Source organism: Sphaerisporangium aureirubrum (assembly GCF_042658925.1).
GTDB classification, from domain to species: Bacteria; Actinomycetota; Actinomycetes; order Streptosporangiales; family Streptosporangiaceae; genus Sphaerisporangium; species Sphaerisporangium aureirubrum.
In genome coordinates this window covers 127,575-151,673 of sequence record NZ_JBHSRF010000008.1, presented here as the reverse complement: position 1 = coordinate 151,673, position 24,099 = coordinate 127,575, and the positions used below count along the sequence as shown (strand labels likewise).

19 protein-coding genes are annotated in these 24,099 nt (G+C 71.3%); 4 read left to right on the top strand and 15 right to left on the bottom strand.

The genetic code is table 11. The features are described 5' to 3' along the window. Positions 1 to 114: 114 nt before the first annotated feature. The 13 genes from ACFP1K_RS08985 to ACFP1K_RS08925 all read right to left on the bottom strand — a co-directional run bounded on the left by ACFP1K_RS08985 (position 115) and on the right by ACFP1K_RS08925 (position 16,254). Positions 115 to 1,494 (bottom strand): alkaline phosphatase family protein, encoded by a 1,380-nt coding sequence (locus ACFP1K_RS08985; protein WP_380748963.1) that lies wholly within the window; start codon positions 1,492 to 1,494, stop codon positions 115 to 117. Then, positions 1,491 to 2,594, bottom strand: coding sequence for a metabolite traffic protein EboE (gene eboE / locus ACFP1K_RS08980; protein ID WP_380748961.1), 1,104 nt, complete (start codon positions 2,592 to 2,594; stop codon positions 1,491 to 1,493). The genes ACFP1K_RS08985 and eboE overlap by 4 nt, the downstream gene beginning before the upstream one ends. After that, a complete protein-coding gene (locus tag ACFP1K_RS08975; RefSeq protein WP_380748959.1) occupies positions 2,591 to 3,442 on the bottom strand; it encodes a TatD family hydrolase in 852 nt (283 codons plus the stop codon). The genes eboE and ACFP1K_RS08975 overlap by 4 nt, the downstream gene beginning before the upstream one ends. Continuing rightward, positions 3,442 to 4,050, bottom strand: a complete 609-nt coding sequence (locus ACFP1K_RS08970; RefSeq protein ID WP_380748957.1) for an EboA domain-containing protein — start codon at positions 4,048 to 4,050, stop codon at positions 3,442 to 3,444. The genes ACFP1K_RS08975 and ACFP1K_RS08970 overlap by 1 nt, the downstream gene beginning before the upstream one ends. Beyond that, positions 4,044 to 4,916, bottom strand: coding sequence for a sugar phosphate isomerase/epimerase family protein (locus tag ACFP1K_RS08965; protein WP_380748955.1), 873 nt, complete (start codon positions 4,914 to 4,916; stop codon positions 4,044 to 4,046). Before ACFP1K_RS08965 ends, ACFP1K_RS08970 begins: the two co-directional genes overlap by 7 nt. Continuing rightward, positions 4,913 to 5,776, bottom strand: a complete 864-nt coding sequence (locus ACFP1K_RS08960; protein ID WP_380748953.1) for an SCO3242 family prenyltransferase — start codon at positions 5,774 to 5,776, stop codon at positions 4,913 to 4,915. The genes ACFP1K_RS08965 and ACFP1K_RS08960 overlap by 4 nt, the downstream gene beginning before the upstream one ends. Continuing rightward, positions 5,769 to 6,908, bottom strand: a complete 1,140-nt coding sequence (locus ACFP1K_RS08955; RefSeq protein ID WP_380748951.1) for an inositol-3-phosphate synthase — start codon at positions 6,906 to 6,908, stop codon at positions 5,769 to 5,771. Before ACFP1K_RS08955 ends, ACFP1K_RS08960 begins: the two co-directional genes overlap by 8 nt. A gap of 90 nt (positions 6,909 to 6,998) precedes the next feature. After that, positions 6,999 to 9,104 (bottom strand): ThuA domain-containing protein, encoded by a 2,106-nt coding sequence (locus tag ACFP1K_RS08950; RefSeq protein ID WP_380748949.1) that lies wholly within the window; start codon positions 9,102 to 9,104, stop codon positions 6,999 to 7,001. 65 nt (positions 9,105 to 9,169) lie between these two features. Then, positions 9,170 to 11,992: a PQQ-dependent sugar dehydrogenase gene (locus tag ACFP1K_RS08945; protein WP_380748947.1), complete on the bottom strand. Its 2,823-nt coding sequence runs from the start codon at positions 11,990 to 11,992 to the stop codon at positions 9,170 to 9,172. A 511-nt stretch (positions 11,993 to 12,503) separates the two neighbouring features. After that, entirely contained in the window at positions 12,504 to 13,673 is a 1,170-nt protein-coding gene (locus ACFP1K_RS08940; protein WP_380748945.1) for an ROK family transcriptional regulator, read from the bottom strand. Between the two features lie 154 nt (positions 13,674 to 13,827). Beyond that, on the bottom strand, positions 13,828 to 15,141 hold the full coding sequence (locus tag ACFP1K_RS08935; protein WP_380748943.1) for a hypothetical protein: 1,314 nt from the start codon (positions 15,139 to 15,141) through the stop codon (positions 13,828 to 13,830). A gap of 5 nt (positions 15,142 to 15,146) precedes the next feature. Beyond that, a complete protein-coding gene (locus ACFP1K_RS08930; RefSeq protein ID WP_380748941.1) occupies positions 15,147 to 15,521 on the bottom strand; it encodes a hypothetical protein in 375 nt (124 codons plus the stop codon). Positions 15,522 to 15,540: 19 nt separating this feature from the next. Continuing rightward, entirely contained in the window at positions 15,541 to 16,254 is a 714-nt protein-coding gene (locus ACFP1K_RS08925) for a copper resistance CopC family protein (RefSeq protein WP_380748939.1), read from the bottom strand. Positions 16,255 to 16,587: 333 nt separating this feature from the next. Between ACFP1K_RS08925 and ACFP1K_RS08920 the strand changes: the two genes are divergently transcribed. Next, complete coding sequence (locus tag ACFP1K_RS08920; protein WP_380748937.1) at positions 16,588 to 17,847, top strand: ROK family protein; 1,260 nt, start codon at positions 16,588 to 16,590, stop codon at positions 17,845 to 17,847. A 223-nt stretch (positions 17,848 to 18,070) separates the two neighbouring features. Next, complete coding sequence (locus ACFP1K_RS08915) at positions 18,071 to 18,541, top strand: hypothetical protein (RefSeq protein WP_380748935.1); 471 nt, start codon at positions 18,071 to 18,073, stop codon at positions 18,539 to 18,541. A gap of 73 nt (positions 18,542 to 18,614) precedes the next feature. Here the strand turns inward: ACFP1K_RS08915 and ACFP1K_RS08910 are convergent, their stop codons facing one another. Then, positions 18,615 to 19,451, bottom strand: a complete 837-nt coding sequence (locus ACFP1K_RS08910) for a hypothetical protein (RefSeq protein ID WP_380748933.1) — start codon at positions 19,449 to 19,451, stop codon at positions 18,615 to 18,617. Positions 19,452 to 19,899: 448 nt separating this feature from the next. Here ACFP1K_RS08910 and ACFP1K_RS08905 point away from each other — a divergent pair, with 448 nt between their 5' ends. Continuing rightward, entirely contained in the window at positions 19,900 to 20,760 is an 861-nt protein-coding gene (locus ACFP1K_RS08905) for a cellulose binding domain-containing protein (RefSeq protein WP_380748931.1), read from the top strand. 290 nt (positions 20,761 to 21,050) lie between these two features. Here ACFP1K_RS08905 and ACFP1K_RS08900 read toward each other — a convergent pair whose 3' ends face one another. Further along, entirely contained in the window at positions 21,051 to 22,517 is a 1,467-nt protein-coding gene (locus ACFP1K_RS08900) for an Ig-like domain-containing protein (protein ID WP_380748929.1), read from the bottom strand. 259 nt (positions 22,518 to 22,776) lie between these two features. On the opposite strand from ACFP1K_RS08900, the gene ACFP1K_RS08895 reads away from it, so the two are divergent. Next, the gene (locus tag ACFP1K_RS08895; protein ID WP_380748927.1) at positions 22,777 to 24,060 is read left to right on the top strand and encodes a ThuA domain-containing protein; all 1,284 of its coding nucleotides are present in this window, start codon (positions 22,777 to 22,779) and stop codon (positions 24,058 to 24,060) included. Positions 24,061 to 24,099 lie beyond the last annotated feature (39 nt).

The window sequence follows — 24,099 nt, the reverse complement described above, 5'->3', positions numbered from 1 at the left end:
CAGGAGGCACCGGCCAGGTCGGTGAGGTGGGATCCGACGGGCTCGAAATATTTCGACGCACGCAAAAGGGCCTGATCACCGATCAGGCCCTTGGACGTCTTCCACGGGAAGGATCTACGCCGGCCCGGTGAGGGAGAGGAGGAAGTCTTTCACGTCGGTGGCGGCGAGACCGTCGCGGGCGGCGGACGGGTCCGAGCACAGCAGGACGGGGGCGTCGGCCGGGTCGGCGGGGAGGCGGCCGTGGGAGCCGCGGATCGCCCTCGCGCCGGCGTCCAGGCCGATCGCGTTCATCAGGTAGCGCATGCCGAGCTTCTTGCGGGCCAGGGCCGTGGCGGCCCGGCGTTTGGCCGCCAGGGGGGCGGCGGGGTCGAAGAAGAGCTCGGCGGGGTCGTAGCCGGGCTTCTTGTGGATGTCCACGGTGCGGGCGAAGTCCGGGGCCGCGGCGTCGTCCAGCCAGTAGTAATAGGTGAACCACGCGTCGGGGTCGGCGACCAGGACCAGCTCGCCGGAGCGGGGGTGGTCCAGGCCGTGCGCCGCCTTGCCCGCCTCGTCCAGCACCTCGGCCACGCCGGGGTGGGCGGCGCACAGTTTGGCCACCGCGGGGACGTCGCCGGGGTCGCGCACGTACACGTGGGCCACCTGGTGGTCGGCGACGGCGAAGGCGCGGGACGTCCAGGGGTCCAGGTACTCCATGCCGTCCTGGCGGTACACCTGGAGCAGGCCTTCCGCGCGCAGGGCGCGGTTGATGTCCACCGGGCGGCTGACGTCGGTGATGCCGTACTCCGACAGGGCCACCACCGTGGCGCCGCGGGCGGCGGCGGCGTCGAGGAGCGGGGCCAGGACCTCGTCCAGGGCGGACGCCGCGGCGGCGGCCTCCGGGCCGGAGGAGCCGAAGCGCTGGAGGTCGTAGTCGAGGTGGGGGACGTAGACCAGCGTCAGGTCCGGATTGTGAGTCTTCATCACGTGCGTCGCGGCCTGGCAGATCCACCGGGAGGACGGCATGGCGGCCGTGGGGCCCCAGTACGTGAACAGCGGGAAGGGGCCGAGCGCGCCGGTCAGCTCGTCGTGCAGGCCGGGCGGGTAGGTGTAGCAGTCCGGCTCCTTGCGGCCGTCGGCGTAGTAGATGGGCCTCGGCGTGACGGTCCAGTCGACGTCCGCGCCCATGGCGTACCACCAGCAGATGTTGGCCACGGTGTACCCGGGGTGGCGGCGGCGGGCGGCGTCCCACAGTTTCTCGCCGCCCACCAGCGCGTTGTGCTGGCGCCACAGCAGGACCTCGCCCAGTTCCCTGAAGTACCAGCCGTTGCCGACGACGCCGTGCCCGGCCGGGGTCTCCCCGGTGAGGAACGTCGACTGCACCGAGCAGGTGACCGCGGGCAGCACGGTGCCGAGGGGGGCCTGGAAGCCGCGTCCGGCCACCGCCCGCAGGCTGGGCATGTGGGCGAGCAGGCGCGGGGTCAGGCCCACGACGTCGATGACCACGAGGGGTGTCACAGGGGTACCTCCGCGGCGAGCAGGGAACGGGCGAAGGACAGCTCGGCGGCGATGCCGGCGGCCAGGCCGGCCTCGTCGCGGGGGCGCTGCTCCGGCGGGAGCACGCCCCAGGTGTACGTCTCCACGTCGAAGTGGTCGCAGTCCGACGTCGCGAGCAGCTCGCGTACGGCGGCCCGCAGGACCGGCGCGGTCGAGGTGAGCGGCGCGACCGGCTCGGCGTGCAGCGGGACGTGGTAGTGGATGCGCCAGGGGCCGGGCAGCCTGCGCGCCAGGGCCTCGTCGAGGTCGTCCGCGGCCACGTCCCACGCCGACCGGGTCTGGTGCAGGAAGCGCGGCTCGGCGTACGGCGCGAGCACGCCGGCGGCGGCGACCGGGTCGGCGGCCTCCAGGGCGGCGGACAGCTGCACCTTGACGACCGGCAGCCCGGCGTCCTGGAGCCTGCCCAGCGCGGCGGACGGATCCTCCCACGCGCAGGCCAGGTGGGCGAGGTCGAGGCAGATGCCGAGCCACCGGGTGTCGACGCCGGACAGCAGCTCCGCGGCCTGGGTGGTGTTCTCGATGACGCAGCCGGGCTCGGGCTCGAAGCCGACGCGGATCGTGCGGCCCGTGGCGGAGGCGATGCCCTCCAGCCCGCGCGCCAGCTCGTCCAGGTGCCGCGCGGCGGCGGCGGCGCGGGTGGTGTCCCACGGCACGCGCCAGGCGAGCGGCAACGTGGAGATCGATCCGCGGGCCGCGTCGTCGGGCATGAGGTCGGCGAGCACGCGGGCCAGGTCGAGCGTGTACGCCAGCCGCTGCCGGGTGGTCCAGTCGGGGTGGTAGACGGCGTGTTTGACCACGGGTGCCTGGAACGCGCTGTACGGGAACCCGTTGAGCGTCACCACCTCCAGGCCGCGCACGTCCAGCTCGCGCCGGAACCGGTTGCGCAGGTACGGGTCGGCGGCCAGTTGGCCGGCCACGGGGGCGGCCAGCCACAGCCCGAGGCCGAGCACGCCGGCGTCCAGCCGCTCCCGCACGGGGACGGCGTAGGTGTCGAGCTGCGCGACGATGCCGAGCAGGTCCTCGGCGGGGTGCACGTTGGTGCAGTAGCTCAGGTGCGTCAACTGCCACCCCGCAGGATCGAGTTGCCGGCGAACGTGGCGTCCGCGCTGCCGGTCTCCGACAGGTCGAGCCGCCCGGACTGGCCGTAGAACTCGACGGGGTTGCGCCACATGACGCGGTCCACGTCGTCGGCGGTGAAGCCGTCGGTGAGCATCGCCTCGGCCGTCCACCGGGTCAGCAACGGATCCGACCGGCCCCAGTCGGCGGCCGAGTTGACCAGGACCCGTTCCAGGCCGAACCGGCGCAGGATCGCCACCATGCGGTCCGGCGACATCTTGGTGTCGGGGTAGATGGAGAAGCCGAGCCAGACGCCCGCCTCCCGGGCGCCGGCCACGGTGACCTCGTTGAGGTGGTCGAGCGCCACGCGGCCCGGGTCGATTCCCGACTCGGCGACGACGGCGAGGCTGCGCTCGGCACCTCGTTCTTTGTCGCGGTGCGGGGTGTGCACCAGCGCGGGCAGCCCGTGCTCGATCGCGAGCGCGAGCTGTGCGGCGAAGACCTCGTCCTCCTCGGGCGTCATCGCGTCGTACCCGACCTCGCCGACCGCCACCACGCCGTCCTTCTCCAGGTAGCGCGGCAGGAGGTCGAGCACCGGGCGGCAGCGCGGGTCGTTGGCCTCCTTGGGGTTGAGCGCGATCGTGGCGTGGTGCCGGATGCCGAACTGGGCGGCGCGGAAGGGCTCCCAGCCGACCAGGGAGTCGAAGTAGTCGGTGAAGGAGCCGGGGCCGGTGCGCGGCTGCCCGAGCCAGAAGGCGGGCTCGACCACCGCCCGCACCCCGGCCGCGGCCATCCGCTCGTAGTCGTCGGTGGTGCGTGAGCTCATGTGGATGTGCGGATCGAAGATGCGCATCAGCCCTCCTTCACTTGTTCGAGAACGGCCAGCGCGTCGGCCGGCACCTCCCGGCCTGCGGCGCGCCGCTCCCGCGCGAAGGCGTCGAGCATCGCGGCCAGCCGGGCATCCGCCCGTTCGGGCACGCCGTGCACGTTCTTCAGCGGCACGCCCATGAACACGCACTTGAGCACGCCCTGCCGCCAGGCCGCGTCGTCCAGCCGGGTGGCGTACGGGCCTAGCGCGGCGGCCACGAGCCGGGTGTCGTTGGTGCGCAGGGCGTCGTGCAGCAGCACCACGGCCGCGTCGCCGAGGGGCAGCAGCGGCAGCGCCTTGAGCACGGCCAGCTTCTCCGCCGCGTCCCCGTACCGGTAGACGGCCTCCACCTCGTCGGCGAGCAGTTCGGACGGCAGCGCGGCGAGCAGCAGGGCCCGCGCCGCCTGGTCAACCGTCCAGCCGGGTAAGGCGGGCAGCGGTCCGCGGCCGCAGCGCCGGCCCGCGGCGGGGAACAGCCCCCCGATCGCGCCGGGGTCGGCCGCCACGAGGGCGACGGCCCCGGCGAGCCATCCGTGCTCGGTGAGGGAGCCGTTCTCGGCGAGTGCGGCGCGCAGGTCGTCCAGGGTCACCATCGGTCCTCGTCTCGGTCGCCGGGAGCGCCGGCCGCCGCCTTGGCCGCCCGGCGCAGGAAGTCGATCGATCGCGCCGCGGTCCCCGGCGCGTCGTGCGAGTGGCGGGGCAGTTCCACGGCCACCAGGCCGCGGTAGCCGGCGGCCGTGAGCGCGGCCAGCACCGGCGGGAACGAGATCTCGCCCGCGCCGAACTCCAGGTGCTCGTGCACGCCCCGCCGCATGTCGTCGATCTGCACGTTGACCAGGTGCTCCGCCACGTCGGCGACGCAGTCGGGCACCGGGATCGGTTCGAGGCAGCGGCAGTGCCCGATGTCGAGGGTGATGCCGAAGTGCGGCGGGCCGCCGAGGTCGTCGCGCAACCGGCGCCAGCCGGCGATGTCGGCGACCAGCATGCCGGGCTCGGGCTCGAACCCGAGGGGCACACCCGCCGCCGCGGCGGCCTCGACGACCTCGGCGCACCCGCGCACCAGGCGGTCCCAGGCGCCGGGCACCCCGGGCGGGGCCACGCCGGACCAGAACGAGACCGCCTCGGCGCCGAGGTCGGCGCCGACCCGCACCGCGAGGCGCAGGTATTCGAGGCGGCGCGCCGGGGCGTCGTCCAGCAGCGTCGGCGCGTGCTTGCGCCACGGGTCCATCAGGTACCGGGCGCCGGTCTCTATCACCACGGCCAGCCCGAGGCGGTCGAGCAGGGCGGCGATCTCGGCGGTGCGCCCGGCGAGGTCCGGCTCGAACGGGTCGAGGTGGCCGGTGTCCAGGGTCAGCGCGACGCCTTCGTAGCCGAGGTCCGCGAGGACGGCGAGCGCCTCGGGCAGCCGGTGGTTGGTGAATCCGTTGGTGCCGTACCCGAACCGCGGTCCCGCCGTCATGTGGGCGACACCACCCGGGCCAGGCGGCGGCCGAGCGGCGCCGCCGCGGCGACGGCCAGCCCGGCGGCGGGGGCGCCGGCGCGGGCGGCCAGCGCGCCCTGGAGCAGGGGCAACCCGGTGATGCCGGCGCCGACGGCCGCCCGGAGGCGCTCCGGTGAGGGTTCGGCGACGGCGTGCGCCTGGGCGGCGCCGTACCGGGCGGCGTACCCGGTGGCCAGCGCGCCGGCCAGGCCGGGACGGCGGCCGGAGGCCGCGGCGGCGATGGCGGCCGTGCCCGCGAGGGTGGCCGCGGGCAGCTCGGGGCCGGTGCCGGTGACCTCGTACCGGGACAGGGCCGTGACCGTGTAGGTGTGCGCGGCGACGGTCAGGGCCGCCGGCACCGCCTCGGCCGTCCGCGCGCCGCAGGCGCCGAGCAGCACGTCGAGTCCCCGGCAGGCCGCCATCACGGCGGGGCCGGCGCGGGTGTTCTTGGCCCGCAGGTCGTAGGCCCACACCGCGCCCGCCAGCGGCAGCGCGACGGCGAGGGCGCGGCGGCCGCCGGCCAGCGCGGCGAGCCCGATCCCGGCCGCGGTCAGGCCCGCCGCCACGCCGAGGGCCCGCCGCGGGCTGATCCTCCCGGACGGGATCGGCCGCTCCGGGCGCTCACGGGCGTCGAGTTCACGGTCGGCCCAGTCGTTCGCGGCCATCCCGCCCCAGTACAGGCACACCGAGGCCGCGGCCAGGCCAGCCGTGGCGCGGCCCAGCGTGCCGGACGCGGCGGCGCCCGCGACCGTGTCGCCGGGCACCGACAACGCGGCCGGGGCGCGGACCAGCTCGGCGAGGGCGCGCCAGTTCAGGCGGCCGGGCGCGCGGTCAGACATACGCCAGTCCCCGCACGAAACGGACCAGTACCGCCCATTGCTCGGGCAGCGCGTGGGACACCTCCCCCAAGGGGTCCTTGAAGAAGAAGGCCAGCTCGCCGAGGGGCCCGGAGCGGCCGGCGGCGTGCGCGGCGGCGGTGAGCCGGGCCAGGTCGAGCACGAGGGGGGCGGCCAGCGCCGAGTCGCATCCGTGCCAGGTGAAGTCCATCCGCATCGTGGTGCCGAGGAAGCCGCTGAAGGTGATGAGGTCCCACGCCGTCTTGAAGTCGCCGATGTCGTCCACGTACTCGATGTGGCTGCTGCCCTGGGGCTGGTAGCCGAGGGTCTCGGCCAGCACCCGCTGCTTGCTGCCGGCCTTCGCGGCGTTCGCGGCCGGGTCGGCGAGGTTGGCGCCGTCGCCGCCGCCCAGCAGGTTGGTGCCGGACCAGGTGCGCACCCGCAGGTGGCGCATGGCGAACATCGGCGCCAGCACCGACTTGACGAGAGTCTCGCCGGTCTTGCCGTCGTTGCCGGCGTACGGGACGTCCGCCCGCGCGGCCAGCTCGGCCAGCGCCGGCAGGCGGGCGCCGGTCGACGGCGTGAAGTCGACGAAGGGGCAGCCCGCGGTGAACGCGGCGTACGCGTTGAGCGAGCTCGCCGGCAGGACGGGGTCGGTGGAGGCGAGGGACTCCTCCAGCGCGGCCAGGTCGGCGTGGCCCGGGTGCGGTGGCGCGGCGGGCTCGGTGGACGAGACGTTGACCACCACCACCCGTTCGAGCCGGTGCCGCCGCTGGAAGTCCTCGATGTCGGCGGCGATCCGGCGGGCCGCGTCGATCTGACGCTCGGCGGACGGCACGGGGCGCAGTTCCCGCTCCGCGGCGGCGATCTCCGTCCCGAGCGCCGCGGTGATCCCGGCGGGCAGGACCCCGGCCGTGACGAGGGCCTCCGCCTTCTTGGCCAGCGGGATTCCCGCGATGTCGTGGCCGCCGAAGACGAGGTCGGCGAGGCCGGGCAGGGCCGGGCTGCGCAGTTCGGGCAGCTCGGTGACGCATCCGAGCGGCTCGGCCAGCCCCGCCTTCAGCGCCGCCGCCCCGACGACGGCGGTCGTCGCGACCGACCCTCGTGCCCCGATCAACCAGATGCCGGTCGCCATGAGCTCTCCCTTGCGATGTGCCGTGCCTTGCGTGGAACGGCTGAGTGGACGCGGCCGGCCGGGAGGGGGGCTCCCGGCCGGCCGCGGGATTCAGCTGCCGTACACCTCGAAGGTGAACAGCGAGTACCCGTACGGTGTGGCCCGGGTCGTGCCGTTGACGCGCACGTACCGGGTCGACGCGCTCAGGCCTGTGTTGTCGTCCTCACCGCCGTTGCCGCCGGTGACGGACCTGACCGTCGTCCACGTGGAGCCGTTGGGCGACGTCTGGATCTGGTAGGCCGAGCCGTACGCGGCCTCCCACACCAGGCGCACCCGGTTCACGGTGTACGTCGCGCCGAGGTCCACCTGGATCCATTGCGGGTCCGAGAACGCGCTCGACCAGCGGGTCGTCGTCGAGGCGTCCACCGCGTTGGAGGCGGGGTAGGACGCGTTCTCCGTGCTGGACGCCGTCGCCGGCTTGTTCAGCGCCAGGTTCGCCGACGGCTGCTGGCCCTTGACGAACTCGAACTCATCGACGTCGAACAAGCCGGTGCCCGTACCGGTGAAGGTGAGGAACACGGTGGCGTTGCCGGTCGGGACGTTGCTGAGCGTCCCGGTCACGTTGGCGAACGTCTCCCAGCCACCGGTGTTCAGCACGTTGACGGTGCCGAGGATCGGGCCGGTCTGCGAACCCGTGCGTACCTGGATCTGGCCGCCCGAGCCGCCGGAGACGACGCGCGCCCGCAGCGACGTGGCGCCGCCGACGTTGACGTTGGTGTAGCCGGCCCAGTCGCCCGGGTCGATGTAGCCGAGCGTCTGGCCGCCGTTGGCGCCGGCCTTGGTGAACACCTGCGCGCCGTTGACGGAGCTGAACGCCTCGGCCTGGACGAGCGCGCTGGCCGGCGGCTGGCCGTTGAGCTCCTTGATTCGGACGTTGCGGAACGAGGCCTGGTCGGCGGCGCCGTGGTTCTGCAGGCCGATGTACCCGTCCAGGTTGCGGTTCGGGTCGGTGTTGGTGAAGTCGTTGATCAGCGAGCCGTTGAGGTAGACGCGGATCCGCTGGCCCTCGACGAGGATCTCGTAGGTGTTCCACTCCCCCGGCGGGTTGAGCGCGGCGTCGCGCGCGGCGATGTCCGCGGACTTGAACGAGTAGATCGAGCCCGTGGTGCGGTCCGTCGTGTCGGTGGCGTCGATCTGGATCTCGTAGCCCTGGTTGACCGCGACGTTCGGGTCACCTCCGGGGTTGGGGAAGCCGACGAAGATGCCGGAGTTGCTGTCCCCGGTGAGCCGCCAGTCGGCCTTCAGCGAGTACCCGTTGGTGTACTGCTTGGCGTTGTACCAGAACAGGCCCATGCCGCCGCTGGAGCTCAGCGTGGCGTCGGAGTTGGTGAAGGAGCCAGGCCCGGACTGCGACCAGCCGGTCGTGGCGCCGTTGTAGAGCGCGGTGTACCCGGTCTCCGGCCGGCAGTCGGCGTGGGCGCGCTTGGCCGCGTACCTGATGCCGCCGAGGAGCTGGCTGCGGAAGGGGGTCTCGGCGTAGGACGCCTGGGTGTGGCCGAAGCCCGTGTAGAACGAGCGCCCGCTGTCGATGGTCTTGCACCAGGTGATCGGGTGGTCGGCGCCCATCGAGCCGCCGGAGTAGGTGGACTCGTCGAGCGTCGCGAGGACGCGGGCCGTGGAGCGCGGGTTGGACTGGTAGTTGTACAGCTCGTCGGTGCGGGTCCAGGCCTGCGGCAGGTGCGCCGTACCCGGGTGCGCGCGGTTCTCGGTCCTGGAGGTGACCTGCTGGATCGCCGGGTGGCTGACGAACCAGGCCCCGACGAGCTGACCGTAGAACGGCCAGGCGTACTCGGTGTCGGCGGCGGCGTGGACGCCCACGTAGCCGCCGCCCCCGCGGATGTAGGACTCGAACGCGGTCTGCTGGGCCGCGTTGAGCACGTCGCCCGTGGTGCTGAGGAAGACCACGGCCTCGTACTGCGCGAGGTTGCCCGTGGTGAAAGCGTTGGCGTCCTCGGTCGCGGTGACCGTGAAGCTGTTGGCCGCGCCGAGTTGCTGGATGGTCTGGATGCCCACCGGGATCGCGTCGTGCCGGAAACCCGCGGTCTTGGAGAACACGAGGACGTCGTAGGGCGCGTCGGCGGCCTGCGCGGGCGACGCGTGGAGCATCGGTACGGCGAGGACGATGGCGGCGCTCACGCCTGCCAGGAGTCTGCGCATGGGACCTCTTCGGTTGGGGGACGGTGGGCACCCGCGCTCGCACGGGTGCCCACGGCGCCTGACGGTCAGGAAACGGTCCACTTCTGGTTGGTGCCCGCGGTGCAGGTCAGCTGCTGCACGGGCGTACTGTCCGCGGTGTTCCCACCGGTCACGTCGAGACACTTTGCCGAGTTCACGCTGCGGATCGTGCCGTCGGCGTTGACCGTCCAGTTCTGCGCGGCCGTGCCGTTGCACGTGTAAAGCTGGATCTTGGCGCCGTCGGCGGTGCTGCCGCCGGAGACGTCGAGGCACTTGCCGAGGGCGCGGAAGGTCTGCCCGGTACGGGCCCACGTCTGCGCGGCCGTGCCGTTGCAGGTGTAGATCTGGATCTGGGTGCCGTCGGCGGCGGACGCGCCCCGCACGTCCAGGCACTTGCCGCCCAGGCCCTTGATCGTGCCGGGGGTCGGGTTCGTCGTGGTGCCGGTGGTGAACGTGAAGCTGTCCAGGTCGAACAGCGCGCCCGTCGCCGCGCCGGCGAAGGTCAGGTAGAGCGAGGTGCCGGTGGCCCCCGCGCCGTTGACCGTGCCGGTGACGTTGGCGAACGTCTCCCACGAGCCGGTCGGCGTCACCGTCGCGGACCCGAGGACGGTGCCCGTCGGCGAACCGGTGCGGATCTGCACCGTGCCGCCCGCGCCCGCCGAGGAGACCCGCGCGGTGAACGACGTCACGTTGTTGATGCGGTACGGGTCGAACTGGATCCAGTCGCCGTTGTTGATGTCGCCGACGGTCCTGCCGCCCTCGGCCGTGGTCTTGGTGAAGAGGCCGACGCCGGAGGAGGTCTTGTAGTGCTCGGCCTGACGCCTCTTCAGCTGCAGGATGCTCTGCGCCCGGCCGACCAGGCCGCCGTTGTCGGTGTAGGACGCGTCGAAGACCGGGAAGATGTTCGCCGCGTCGTCGTGCTCACCGTCGGGCGGGATCGTGATCGTGCCCGAGCAGCCGTTCTGCGACGTGATGTGGTGCGCGTGCTGGTCGTGGCCGATCACGTACGACATCGTGACGCGCGAGCAGGCGATCTGGCCGTCCTCGGGATCGGTGACGGTCACGCTCCACGGCACGCTGTCGCCGAACGCGGCGAGCTGACCCGCCAGGGGCGAGGTGATCGTCACGACCGGCACCGTGTTGCCGACCGTGATGGTGACGTTGGCGGTGCCGGCCCCGCCTCTGTTGTCGCGCACCGTCAGCGTGGCGGTGTAGGTGCCGTTGGCGGTGTACGTCTTCGTCGGGTTCGCCGCGGTGGACGTGGTCTGGTCGCCGAAGTCCCACGCGTAGGTGATCGGGTCGCCGTCGGGGTCGGTGGAGCCCGCGGAGGAGAAGGTCACCGCGAGCGGCGCCGCGCCCGACGTCCTGTTGGCGGCCGCGACGGCGGTCGGGGCGCGGTTGCCGCCGCCGCCGACGTAGTCGTACCGGTACAGCGCCGAGTTGGCGTCGCCGTTGAAGTAGCCGGTGCCGTAGTCGAGCACGTAGAGCGCGCCGTCGGGGCCGAAGGCCATGTCCATGACCTGCTTGCCGTTCCACGGGAACGTGTCGATGGTGCCCGGGGTGCCGTCCGAGTTGAGGTGGATGGGCTTGATCCATCCGCGGCCGAACTCACCGGCGAAGTACAGGCCGTCGAAAGACTGCGGCCACTTGGTGGTGGAGGGGTTCGCGGCGTCGTAGCGGTACACCGGGCCGCCCATGGGGGACTCGCTGCCGCCGCCGAACGCCGACGGGGTACCGGCGTCGCCGGCGTAGCGGATCCAGGCCGCGCGGGCCGCGGGCAGCGTGGACTGGCCGGTGTTGCGGAACGAGTTGTTGGTGGGGCCGCCACCGCAGTTGAACTTCGCGCCGGTGGCGTTGGTCGCGAAGTTCCACTCGTTGTAGGTCTCGCTGGTGCTGTTCGAACCCGTGCAGTACGGCCAGCCGTAGTTGCCGGGGCTGGTGATGCGGTTGAACTCCACCTGCCCGGAGGGGCCGCGGTTCGCGTCGGTCGTGCCCGCGTCGGGACCGTAGTCGCCGACGTAGACGATGCCGGTGGCCTTGTCGACGCTCAGCCGGAACGGGTTGCGGAAGCCCATCGCGTAGATCTCGGGCCGGGTGTTGGCGGTGCCCGGCGCGAAGAGGTTGCCCGTGGGGATCGAGTAGGTCCCGTTGGCGTTCACCTTGATCCGCAGGATCTTGCCGCGCAGGTCGTTGGTGTTGCCCGCGCTCCGTTGCGCGTCGTAGGCGGGGTTGCGCTCGGTGCGCTCGTCGAGCGGCGAGTACCCGGAGGACTCGAACGGGTTGGTGTCGTCGCCGGTCGACAGGTAGAGGTTGCCGGCCGCGTCGAAGTCGATGTCACCGCCGACGTGGCAGCACATGCCGCGGTTGGCGGGCACGTCCAGGACGTTGACCTGGCTGGCCATGTTCACCGAGTAGTCGGCGTTGAGGGTGAAGCGCGAGAGGCGGTTGACTCCGGTCCAGGTGGTCCAGTTGGCGGCGGTGCCACTCGCCGGCGCGTCCCCGGCGGGGGTGCTCAGCGGCGGCGCGTAGTACAGGTAGATGTACCGGTTGGTGGCGAAGGCGGGGTCCACCCCGACGCCCTGCAAACCTTCCTCGTCGTGGTTGTAGACGGTGAGCTTCGCGACCTGCGCGGTGTCACCGGCCGCGTTGGTGCGCCGCAGGGTGCCGTCGCGGGAGGTGTGCAGGACCGAGCGGTCCGGCAGGACCGCCATCGACATCGGCTCGCCCGTGTCGGCGACCCCCTTGGCGAGGGTCACCTGCTGGAACTCGTTGGCGTTGATGGGATGCGCCGACGCGGGCGCGGCCGTCACGATCGAGGTCGCGACACCGGTGATGCTCGCCGCGACGAGCAACAGGGCCGCACCGATCATCCGCCATGGACGTTTGGGGGGTGTGGGATACATCGTGTCCCTTCCTGACTGTTATGCCAGGCAGGGCGCGCGCCGCCGCGCCGGAGCCGTTCTTTGGGTGCTTCGTGTCGATCACCGCCGCCATCCCCGTATCCACGCCGATTGGAAACGTAGATGAAACACATTCTGCGATGAGCGACACAGTAGGAGCTTTAGATCGGACTGTCCATACTTTTGGTTTGATCGCCAATACTTCTGCATCTATAGATAGAAGCGGCCTGGATGGCCGCCACGGCTCGTCGTGAGTGACCATGGTGATGAGGGCACCAGGAGGCGCCCCGCTCACCGATCAACGGAGTCGGTACCCCTTTGGGCGCAGGTACCGTCAGCGCCCAACGGCCTCCGCCGACACGGTGAGCGGGGCCGGGTCGGCAGGGTGGTCGGCGCCCTCCCTGCCGCCCCCGCTTTCCCCCGGCCGCGGACCCGCTCGGGTCCGCACGCAGGGGTGGTCTGAGGGAATTCGCACCGGTCGTCATACCGCCGCCTCGGCGAAGGCCAGATCGCTGGCCAGGAAGCTCGCGCCGGCGACACCGGCCCGGGCGCCGAGCTCGGAGAGCACGACCGGCAGATTGCCGGTGGCCAGTGGCAGCGAGCGCCGGTAGACCGCGCTGCGGACCTCGCCCAGCAGCACGTGCCCGAGGCCGGCGAGGCCGCCGCCGATCACGATCATCGACGGGTTGATGAAGCTGACCAGGCCGGCCAGCACGCTGCCGAGACGGCCGCCGCCGTCCCGGATGAGACGGGTGGCGACGGTGTCGCCGTCGGCCGCGCACTCGGCCACGTCCTTGGCGGTCACCGAGCCCCGGGTGGCCAGCCGCTCGGCCAGGGCGGTGGACGTGCCGGAGCGGCCGGCCACGGTGGCGTCCCGCTCCAGGGCGATGCCGCTGAACAGCGCCTCCAGGCAGCCGGTGTGGCCGCAGGTGCACATCGGGTCGTCGAGCTCGACCTGGATGTGCCCGATGTCGCCGGCGCAGCCGTCCGGGCCCCGGTAGAGCTCCCCGCCGATGAAGATGCCGCAGCCGACACCGCTGCCGATCTTGACGAAGAGCACGTTCTCGGCCGAGCGCGCGATACCCGCACAGCGCTCCCCCATCGCCATGATGTTGACGTCGTTGTCGACGACCACCGGGCAGTTGTGCTCGCGGGCCAGCAGTTCGCGGACCGGATAGCGGTCCCAGCCCGGCATGATCGGGGGCGACACCGGCACGCCGTCGCGGAAGCTCACCGGGCCGGGCACGCCGATGCCGATGCCGTTCAGGCGCTCGTACGCCCCCTCGGCCCGGAGCTTGGCCATGATCGCGTTCACCCGGCTGAGCACGTTCTTCGGCCCCGACCTGACGTCGGCCGCCTCGCCGAAGGCCGCGATCGGCTTGAGCCGGCCGTCGGTGATCTCGATGTCGATCGAGGTGACCCCGAGGTCGATGCCGGCGAAGCGGATGTCCGGGTGCACTTCGACGAGAGTGGAGCGCCGCCCGCCGCGGGAGGCGGCGGAACCGGCCGCCTGGACGAGCCCGCCGGCGGTCAGCCGCTCCAGGTCGGCGACGACGCGCGTGCGGGGGAGTCCGAGACGGTCGCCTATCTCCGCCCTGGACAGAGGGCCTTCGTCACACAGGAGTCGGAGAATGCGGTGCTTGGGTCTCAAATCGCTGCACCTCTTGCACACTTTTGTTCGATGTGCGGCTTGTTACGATCGAACAGTAGAATGTTACGCCTGTGTCGTCTAGATGTTTCGGCGGAGAACTCTTAACTTTTGTCTTGTCCAGGCGAAAGTTGAAATTTGTCCGATTCCTCCCGAATTAGGCGGCAAAGAGCAGTAACAGTCCTCCGGCCGTGTACGCCAGCATCAGCGCCATCAGTGGCAGCTGGCCGATGACCGCCGTCCGGCGGTCGAAGAGCCGCAACGCCCGGTCGTGGGCGAGCACGGTCCCCACCACGTGGCCGATGACGATCACCGTCACCTGGAGCAGCGCCGTCCCCGCCGGGGAGGTGCCGAACGCCTGGACCGTCCACGCGCGGGTGCCCAGCCAGTTCGCCCCCGTCCCGAGCGGGTCGGAGAGCAGGGCGAGGGTGTTCTGCCCCTCCAGCACGAAGAGCGTGAAGTAGTGCGCGACCAGATAGCCGACGGCGATCGGCACGACCGAGTGGGCCAGCTCGCCGGCGAACTCCGCCGCGGACCGGCCGCCGAGCCGCGCCGCCATGCCGGTCGCGCCGAGGTAGGCGCCGAGCACCAGGACGGTCACCAGCACGAGCCCCGCCGTGCCGGCCACCGGGGCCGGCACCCACCCTCCCTGCAGCACGCGCACCCAGACCGGGGCGTTGGAGAGGCTGTCGTACATCGTGGACCCGAGCAGCACCACCACGAACGGGACCAGCCCGGGGGCCGGGCGCAGACCGGCGACGCCGTCGAGCGGATGACGCCAGACGAGCGTCCCGTCGGCGTCCCGGGCCACCACGGCCAGCCGCCCGGCGACGGCGCTGTAGACCTCGAACGCGTCCCCGCGGTCGAACCACCGGGCCCCGTAAACGGCCGCGCCCGCCAGCATGGCGACGGCGTACGCGCCGAGCCACGCGCCGAGCACGGGAAGGGTCGCCCGGTGCGGCGCCACCAGCTCCAGCCAGACGAAGGCGAACAGCCCGCCGGCCGCCGGCCAGTACCCGAGTCCCGGCGGGAGTTCCCGGAGCCCGCGCCGCGGGTCTCGCCGCAGCGCCAGGCAGGCCAGCAGGTGCACGGTCCGCAGCGGGTTGAGGCCGCGCCAGACCGGGCCGAACGCCAGCGACAGCGGCAGCAGGCCGACCCAGAACAGGACGTACACCACCCCGGCCGTGGGATTCTCCGCCGTGTCCGGACCGGCGAAACCCAGCACGAAGTAGACCGTGGCGGCCAGCCCTGCCAGCCGCCAGGCCCACGGCCAGGGCCGGGCGGCCACCAGCCGCCGCACCCACGACGGCAGCGGCCGCGTGCCGTAGAAGCCGCCGCCGAGGCGCGGCTCACGCCACAACGCCCCGAGCGCCGCGAACGACACCACGAGGGCCAGCAGGGCTCCGGCCAGCGCGAGCCCGAACGGGATGGGAAGGTCCTGACGGTCTCCGACGCCGTGCGCGAGCAGCACCCGGGTTACCTGACGAGGAGCTGGAACAGTTGCAGCTCCTGCTCGTGGGTCTCCACTTCGAAGATCCCGCTGGTGTCCGCCACGAACTCGACCGTGCCGGCGACGCCCGGCCGCAGGCTCACCGACTTGTCGTATCCGTGCACATGCAGCACGTCGGCGACGTCGCTGGTCACGGTGATCCGGACGGTCTGGCCGCGGGCGACGTCCACCCGGCCCGGGGCGGGGGACACGGTGCCGCCGGCGATGGAGGCGACGAGCGTCTTGACGGTGCCGGCCGCGGCCGGCGGCGGCGCGGCGCCGCCGCACGCGGTCGTCCCGGCCAGCAGCAGAGCGAGCAACAACAGGAGTAGCGCGGACACCGGGAGGCGGGGAGGCTGCATGGGGGGTCTCCAGGATCGGTCAGGGACGCTTCCGGCGTCTCGCGGGCCAGGCGATCAGGACGACGGCCCCGGCGGCCAGCAGGGCGGGCAGGAGCCAGACCGGCATGCCGCCGCCATCCGCGGGCGCCGCGCTCCCACCATCCGCGGGCGTCGCGCTTCCTCCGGCGGACGTGGGCGTCGGTCCCGGCGGCCCGGCGGCGGGCGGCGACTGCCGGGCCGCGTCGAGCAGTTCCTGGGCGGGCCCATCGGTGGGGGCCAGCCAGCCTGCCGGTGCGGGCATGACGGGACCGGTGTAGGTGAGCCGGACCTCCCCTTTCACCACCTCGCCGTCGGAGGCGACGGTCTGGTAGCGGGCCACGTACGCCCCCTTCTCCGGCCAGTGGGTCACCGGGACCTTCACCGGGAACCCGGTGTGGTACAGCTGCGGCTCCCACACCCCGTCCACGAGCTGGTACTCGCGCACCGGCTCGTCGAGGCGGAACGGCTCGGCGTGCCACCAGCGCCCGTCGACCCGGAGGCCGCTCGGCGTGGTCACGGTGAAGTACGCGAAGGAGGCGGGCTTCTCGGTGAAGGCCAGCGACAAGGATTCGACCGGCTCGGCCAGCACGCTCCCGTCCAGCGGGGTGGAGACGACGAGCCGCCCGTGGGCGGACGCCGGGACGGCGCCGCCCAAGGAGAGGGCGGCCAGACTCAAGGCGACGACGGCGAGCAGGCGGGGTACGACGCGCCTCATGAGTACCTCCGCTCCGGCGAACTTTTCCCGCGAGGGTAACGTCCCATCGTCGATCTGAACAGAACTTTTGACTGGTTCGACGAAACTTGAGTGGAACATGTCATGCGAGCCACTTGCCCGGCTTCTCGTAGAATGTCCGACACAATGGCCTTTCACCTGGTGTTATACGCCGATCCCGGCGAGGATCGCGGACGCGCCCGGCGCTTTCCCCTTTTAGTGATTCCAACGAAATCAGCGTGGGAAGAGAAAGAAGCCCTTCCCAGAGCGTCGAGGAGCACGGTACGTTCCCACGGAACGACTTAACCGATCAAGTGCTACGCCGAGGAGTGGTGGGTGAAGACGAACCGGCCGGAGACGCCGCATCAGGCGGCGCTGCTGCGCCTGTTGCGGGAAGGGACATGCTCACGAGCCGAGCTGGCGGGCATCACCGCCGAGCCCGCCACCCCCACGGACTCCCCGGTGCTCACGCCCGGCGCCACCTACCCGTATCCATGGCGGTCGTCTCCCTGGCGGATGTCGCGGTCGAAGCTCAACTCCGAACTCGACCGGCTGATGGACCTCGGGCTGGTCGAGGCCGACGGGCTCGCGGCCTCGCGCGGCGGGCGCCGCTCCGGACGGGTGCGCCTGTCGCGCGGCATCCGCTTCGCCGGGATCGACGTCGGGGCGACCTCGGTCGACGTCGCGGTGACGGACGGCGAGCTCGCGGTGCTCGGGCACATCAGCGAGCCGTGCGACATCAAACGCGGCCCGGCCCACGTGCTGGACCGCGTGCTCACCCTCACTGGGAAGCTGCGCGAGCAAGGGCTGTTCACCCAGCTCCACGGTGCCGGGATCGGTGTTCCCGGCCCGGTCAGCTTCACCGAAGGCGTCCCGGTCGTGCCGCCGATCATGCCGGGCTGGGACCGGTACCCGATGCGCGAGATGATCAGCCAGGAGCTGGGCTGTCCGGCGATGCTCGACAACGACGTCAACATCATGGCGCTCGGGGAGCTCCACGCCGGGCTCGCGCGGCAGGTCGACGACTTCCTGCTCGTCAAGATCGGCACCGGCATCGGGTGCGGCATCGTCGTCGACGGCAAGATCTACCGCGGGGTGTCGGGCAGCGCGGGCGACATCGGGCACATCCGGGTCGACGAACTCGGCCCGGTGTGCGCGTGCGGCAACACCGGCTGCCTGGAGGCCTACTTCGGCGGCGCCGCCCTGGCCGCGCAGGCGCACACGGCGGCGCGCTCGGGGGCCTCGCCCTATCTGGCCGAGCGGCTGATCGCCACCGGGACGCTGACCGCCGAGGACGTCGCCACCGCCGCCGCCCAGGGCGACGCGGCCGCGGTCCAGCTCATCCGGGACGGCGGCCGTCGCGTCGGACAGGTCCTGGCCGGCCTGGTCAGCTTCTTCAACCCGGGCCTCGTGATCATCGCGGGCGGGGTGGCCCGCCTGGGGCACGTGCTGCTAGCGGAGATCCGCAGCGTGGTCTACCGCCGCTCACTCCCTCTGGCGACCGGCAACCTCCCCATCGTCCTCTCCGAACTGGAGGACACCGCGGGGGTCGTGGGCGCGGCCCGCCTCATCAGCGACCACGTCTACGCCGCCTGACCCCGGCTCACGCCACGGATTCGTAGCGCTCCGGCAAGCAGCGCACACTGTCCTGCTTTGTGCCGTATTGCACGCTCGGTGGGGAGTGTGCATTCGTACGCAGAGCACCCCCTTGCCCCGCTCCTAATGTGAGCGTCGTCCGGAACGAGCAACACCAAAACGCTCCCCCGGCGACAACGAACTCACGTCCCACCCGGGACCCGCATATCCAGGAGCACCCACCATGAGCAAGACCCGCACCCTGCTCGCCGCCGCCGCCCTCACCGCCGGCCTCGCCACCGCCATGGCCGCCACCCCCGCCCAGGCCGCCACCCCCACCACCACGGCCACCACCGCCTCCGCCACCCAGGCCCAGGCCGACCGGCACGGCTTCAGCCGCATCTACTCCGGCTTCGACCACGACGAGAACCGCGGCGACCGCTCCTACTTCACCGGCTACTGGTACTCCCAGAACGGCTACTACCACTTCAACGGCAACCTGTTCGACCGCGACCGCGACAACCAGTACTCCTACATCGACTTCCAGTGGCACGACGACAACGGCTGGCACCACAAGATCTACCGCGGCCACCGCTTCGGCCCCTCCCACTTCACCGGCAAATTCCGCAAGGGCACCTTCGACAACTTCCGCATCCGCGTCGGCGAAGGCACCCGCGACGACTACGACTGGGGCAGCTACCGCTACTTCTTCTAAAGACCACCGGGCGCCCTGTCACCCCGGACACTCGTCCGGGGGACAGGGCGCCGTCATGCGCGCGCGGGCCGGTTCAGCAGTTGGGCAGGTCGCGGCCCGCGTTGTCCTTGGCCTCGTCGTTGCCCCATTTGCCGAGGTAGTACGCCGAGACGTAGGCGCCGCGGCCGTTCTTGCCGGGGTTGGTGTGGTCCAGGTCGGTGCGCAGCCACCAGTGGTTGAACTCGCCGCCGTGCCGGACCTCGGCGCCCCAGACCCGGCAGTACACGTAGTTGGTGCCCTTGTCGAGGGTGCCCTGCGGGTCGCCCGAGTTCGGTTCCCGGTAGCCGGTCGCGTTGGCGAACGTGTCGACCCAGAACTTCCCGCCGGTTCCGGGATCGCCGCCGCCGCCGAGCACCCGGGGGCGGTAGGCGCGGAACTGGCTGCCGGCGTTCAGGCCGTAGGTGAGGACACGGTGGTCGGTGCCGTAGCCGCCGCGCTGCTCGTAGGCCCAGTAGGACGAGCGCGCGGCGTTCGCCCACCCCTCGAAGATCACGACGTGCCGGGAGTTGCTGTCGCCGATGGCGTCGATGACGAGGTCACCGGGGAGCAGGTCCCCCATCGCCATCGGGGTGCTCACACCCGGCGAGGCGAGCGTCACGGTGTTCGGCCCCGGCGCGTTCAGCCCGAGCGCCATCGACGCGTAGCCGGAACAGTCGGTGCGGTAGCCGTTGTGGTACTTGCTCTGGCTGTACGGCACGCGTTGCGCGGTGCCGGGATTCCAGGTCTTCGCCCGGTCGATGACGCTCTGCCGGGTCACGTCCGCCGCGGCGGCACGGCTGGAGTGCGGGACGGCGGCGACCTGGGCGAAGGCCTCGACCGTGGTGAGCGCCATCGGCGTGGCGACGGCGACCCCCAGAATCGCGAATTTCATTAACAGCGGCCTTTTGGACATGATACTCCCCTGGTGAATTCGTTTATGACCCGGCGAATACTATCGCCGTGACCATCGATTCACCTGGGGCGATATACGAGGTATCAGAAGGCCGGGGAGGAAATCCTCATCCCACGGCACAATGAGCACCGCCGAAGACCGAAGAAACCATGCCGCACCGTTTTACCGATTTCCCGCCATCTATCGTGATGAGGCCTATTCGGGGCATCGGAAGTCCCCGCCTTCTCCCAGTCGAGCCGGATGCGCTCGGGTGGCGGAGCGTGAAAGCTTCATCGCGCCACGGGACCAGACGATCTCGTCGAACGCCGCCACCTGCTCACGCTTCTCCGGGCACGCTCACCCGGTCCACTCCGCCGTTGACCAGGCCCCGTCCCGCCTCGCATGCTCGTGCTGGGTGGGCACTCCGGCAGCGTGGAAAGGCGAATTCGTGAAAGGTCGACTGACTGTCTCCTGGGCGGCCTCGATGCTGATCGCCGCGGGGTTTCTGATCCCGGCGGTCGCGAGCGCCTCCTCGCGTGAGGCTCCGACCGGCAGGACGGTGGCCGCCGCGGCTTCGCCGTCGCTGCTGTGGCCGTGCTACGACCCGAAGACCTACCCGCCCAGCAGTCCGCCGCTGACGCCGCCCACCGCGCCGGGCACGCCGCAGCCGGTGTCGGTCGTCAACATCTACGTGCACCTGCGCTGGACCGCGGCCACCGATCCGGACGGGCTCGCCTGCTACCAGGTGTTCGAGGAGCGCAGCAACGGCACCAAGATCAAGGTCGCCACGTTCGGGCCCGACGCCCTGGAAGGCAGGTTCACGGTGGACTGGCCTTCGGGCACCACGCCATCGCGCGTGGCCACCCTGTACATCGTGGCCGTCGACCGCTGGGGCGCGGAAAGCCCGCCGTCGGGAAAGATCAACGTCACCATCTACAACGACATCGTCCCACCGCCGTCCCCCTCCCCCACCCCCTCGCCCACGCCCACACCGAGCAACTGCCGGGTGGCGTACAGCTCCCAGGGCTGGTACGGCGGCATGACGGCGTCGGTGTCGATCACCAACACCGGCACGACCACGATCGCCGGATGGCAGCTCAACTTCAACTACCCCGACGCGGGGCAGCGCGTGGGCTCCGGGTGGGGCGCGGTGTGGTCGCAGACCGGTACGGCGGTGACGGCCACGGCCCTCTCGTGGAACCGGAACATCTCCCCGGGCGGCACCGTCACCATCGGCTACAACGGCACGAACCAGGGCGCCAACCCCGCCCCGTCGAACTTCCAGCTCAACGGCATCCCCTGCCGATGACCGCGGGCCCCCGGGCGGTGTCCCGCCCGGGGGCCGATCCCTGCCCGCGCACCGTGGCATCCTCTCCGGCGAGGTAGCGCTTTCGCGCCGCACGAATGTCGTCTCGCGGCAGGAAAAGGCACCTAGGACAGCGACGATTTCGGGGTGTCCGCCGGCGCCGATATGGTTTTATGGTCCACATTCAGCGGTGACTCCGGCAAAAACCCCGAAGGGTGTAATCCCCGCCCTAGGCCCGAGGTGACCGTTGTCTATCATTCTTTCCGCGTGCCATTCCCTGGGGAAATGGCCGGTCAGCGGGTGCTGAGGCGCGCCGGTTTGGGTGCGGTTCCGGATGGGGCCGGGCAGGGTGGGGTGGTGAACGTCACGCCGTCCAGGAAGTTGCCGGCTGTGGGGGTGCCTCCGGCGGCCGACACCGATTCGAAGGCGAATCGGGTGGTGGTCTGGCCCGGGGGCACGATGTACGTGCCGGTGTAGTAGCCCCACGCGGTGTCGCCGTCGGAGAGGTCTGGGGAAGCGGCTCCGGTGGGAGTCTGGGGAACGGTCGCGTTCGGGGCGCCGATCAGGACGCGCATCACGTCGGTGCCGAGGCGGCCCCGGTGGTACAGGGACCAGGTCATCGGTGTGCCGGGGACGGTGGGCAGGTCCTGGTAGAGGGTGGAGACCTGGTTGGCGTTGAGCTCGGCGAACTGCGCGCCGTCGGCGGACGGGACGGGCATTCCGCCGGCGCCCTGGCCGCGCCAGATCTCCAGCTTCTTGTCGGTGGCGGTGGTGTGCCAGCCGACGCTCGGGTTGGTCGAGGCGTCGGGGATGTTGTAGTCGACCGTGGCGACGGGCGGGGCCTCGAAGCTGCCGTTGACCAGGCTGACCGGCTTGTAGGCGCAGGTGACGGTGACGGTCACCGTGGCGGTGCTGGTTCCGCAGTCGGTGATGATCGTGTAGGTGAAGGTGTCGGTGCCGGCGAAGCCCGGGGAGGGTGTGTAGTTCACGGTGCCGCCGGAGACGGTCGCGGTGCCGTTGCCGGGTGCGGTGACGCCGCTGATCACCGGGGAGGCCGCGGTGTCGTTGGACAGGACGGGCACGGAGACGGCCTTGCCCTGCGTGGTGGTGGCGGTGTCGTTCGCGGCGCTGGTGGGCGAGATGGACTGCCCGCCGACGATCTGGATCGGGGGGGCGGGGGTGTTGTTCCCGAGTTCACCCGGAGCGGCGACGACGCTGCTGATCCCGGTCGGGCGGATGGTCATGCTGCCGCCGACGGTGCCCTGCCGCACCTTGAAGGTGATGACCTTCGGGGCCGGGTCGGTCTTGGTGCCCTGCGAGGTGATCGACAGGCTGTTGCCGCTGATGGTGCCGGCGCCCGACTGGCCGACGACGTCGGCGTTGGCCAGCAGCGACGACAGGTCCCACGTGGTGGTGTAGCGGGAGACCAGCAGCGGCCACTGGGCCGTGCGGTGCGTCAGCGTAAGGGTGAACGTGCCGCCCGGCGTGATCTGGCCGCCCCACAGGGACGGGGAGGTGTCGACCGAGACCGCCCCGCTGCCCAGCCTCATGCCGAAGATGTTCTTCCAGTAGTAGCTGACGGGGTAGGTCGCCTGCCCCGGCCGCACGCAGGGCGCGGCGGCGGCCCGCGTGACGCTCTGCCGCGCGGTGGGGGCGGCGTGCGCGTCGGCGCCGGCCGCCACCTGCGTCCCCCATGCGGCCACCAGCGCCACAAGTGCGCAGGCCAGGGCGGGGAGTGTGGATCTGGATCGTCGTGACATCAAACTGAACTCCGGCTCTGTAGTGAGGGTTACTCGCGGTTCGACCGCACGGAGACGTTACTCTCTGTAATCGGACGACCACGACAGGCGCCGAACACGTGATCTTCGTGTCGCGCCCCGGGCCCGGTCCGGCGCCGCCCTCTGACCCCGCCATTGACAGCGGGAGGCGGCCGATCGTAACGTCAGCGCAGGCTAATTATTAGGAAACTTTCTTAAGGAAGGCCGCGCACCAGCCACCCCCCACCGCTGAAGGATCCCTGTGCCCAGAAAATTCGGGAAACGCTTCCTCGCCGCGCTCTTCGGCATCACCGTCGCGGCCTCCGCCGGTCTCGCCGTCAGCCCCGCCACCAGCCAGGCCGCCGCGCCGTTCAAGGTGCTCGCCTTCTACAACGGCACCTGGGACGCCGCCCACATCGACTTCGACAAAGAGGCCAGGGAATGGTTCCCCGCGGCCGGCGCCCAGTACGGCTTCACCTGGGAGGCGACCACCGACTGGAGCCGCCTGAGCTCCTCGGGGCTGTCGCAGTACAAGGTCATCATGTTCCTGGACGACGCCCCGCCCGCGAGCCAGCGGGCGGCGTTCCAGACCTACATGCAGAACGGCGGGGCGTGGATGGGCTTCCACGTCAGCGCGTTCACCACCGACCCCAACTCGTGGAGCTGGTACTACAACACCCTGCTCGGGTCGGGCGCGTTCCAGACGAACACCTGGGCACCCACCGCCGAGACCCTGAAGATCGAGGACCGTGGCCACCCGTCCACGGCCGGGCTGCCCGCGACCATCCAGTCCTCGGTCAGCGAGTGGTACTCATGGAGCCGTGACCTGCGGCAGAACCCCGACATCGACATCCTCGCGTCGATCGACGCCTCCAGCTTCCCGGTCGGCAGCGACCCGAACCAGCAGTGGCGCAGCGGCTTCTACCCGATCATGTGGACCAACACGCGGTACAAGATGCTGTACGCCAACTTCGGCCACAACGGCATGAACTACTCCACGAACACGCGCACGTCGTCGACCTTCGCGAGCCCCCAGCAGAACCAGTGGCTGATCAACGGCCTGCTCTGGCTGGGCGGCGGCACCACGCCTCCTCCCCCCACCGACACCATCTCCCCCACCACGTGGTACTCGGTCGTCAACAAGGGCAACGCCAAGTGCGTCGACGCCCGCGCGGCCGGCACGGCCAACGGAACCGCGATCCAGCAGTACACCTGCAACGCGACCAACGCCCAGCAGTATCAATTCGCCCCCACGAGCAGTGGTTACGTCCGCGTCAGCAACCGCGGCAACAGCGCCCAGGCCCTGGACGTGACCAACGTGTCGACCGCCGACAACGCCCCCATCCAGACCTGGACGTACGGCGGCGGCAACAACCAGCAGTGGCAACCGGTCTCCGAGGGCGGCGGCTACTTCCACTTCGTCAACCGCAACAGCGGCAAGTGCCTCGACGTCCCCGCCGCCTCCACCGCCGACGGCGTGCAACTCGTCCAGTACACCTGCAACGGCACGGCCGCCCAGTCCTACCGGCTGGTCGCCCAGAGCTGAGGCGGCACGCTCACCAGCCGGATCGCCGGCGGGACGGCC

Coding starts and splice junctions, on each gene's coding strand:
- ACFP1K_RS08955 (WP_380748951.1), bottom strand. CDS start 6,908: ATGGCGACCGGCATCTGGTTGATCGGGGCACGAGGGTCGGTCGCGACG.
- ACFP1K_RS08900 (WP_380748929.1), bottom strand. CDS start 22,517: ATGTCACGACGATCCAGATCCACACTCCCCGCCCTGGCCTGCGCACTT.
- ACFP1K_RS08960 (WP_380748953.1), bottom strand. CDS start 5,776: ATGTCTGACCGCGCGCCCGGCCGCCTGAACTGGCGCGCCCTCGCCGAG.
- ACFP1K_RS08965 (WP_380748955.1), bottom strand. CDS start 4,916: ATGACGGCGGGACCGCGGTTCGGGTACGGCACCAACGGATTCACCAAC.
- ACFP1K_RS08915 (WP_380748935.1), top strand. CDS start 18,071: ATGAGCAAGACCCGCACCCTGCTCGCCGCCGCCGCCCTCACCGCCGGC.
- ACFP1K_RS08945 (WP_380748947.1), bottom strand. CDS start 11,992: ATGATCGGTGCGGCCCTGTTGCTCGTCGCGGCGAGCATCACCGGTGTC.
- ACFP1K_RS08970 (WP_380748957.1), bottom strand. CDS start 4,050: ATGGTGACCCTGGACGACCTGCGCGCCGCACTCGCCGAGAACGGCTCC.
- ACFP1K_RS08950 (WP_380748949.1), bottom strand. CDS start 9,104: ATGCGCAGACTCCTGGCAGGCGTGAGCGCCGCCATCGTCCTCGCCGTA.
- ACFP1K_RS08910 (WP_380748933.1), bottom strand. CDS start 19,451: ATGAAATTCGCGATTCTGGGGGTCGCCGTCGCCACGCCGATGGCGCTC.
- ACFP1K_RS08930 (WP_380748941.1), bottom strand. CDS start 15,521: ATGCAGCCTCCCCGCCTCCCGGTGTCCGCGCTACTCCTGTTGTTGCTC.
- ACFP1K_RS08925 (WP_380748939.1), bottom strand. CDS start 16,254: ATGAGGCGCGTCGTACCCCGCCTGCTCGCCGTCGTCGCCTTGAGTCTG.
- ACFP1K_RS08975 (WP_380748959.1), bottom strand. CDS start 3,442: ATGCGCATCTTCGATCCGCACATCCACATGAGCTCACGCACCACCGAC.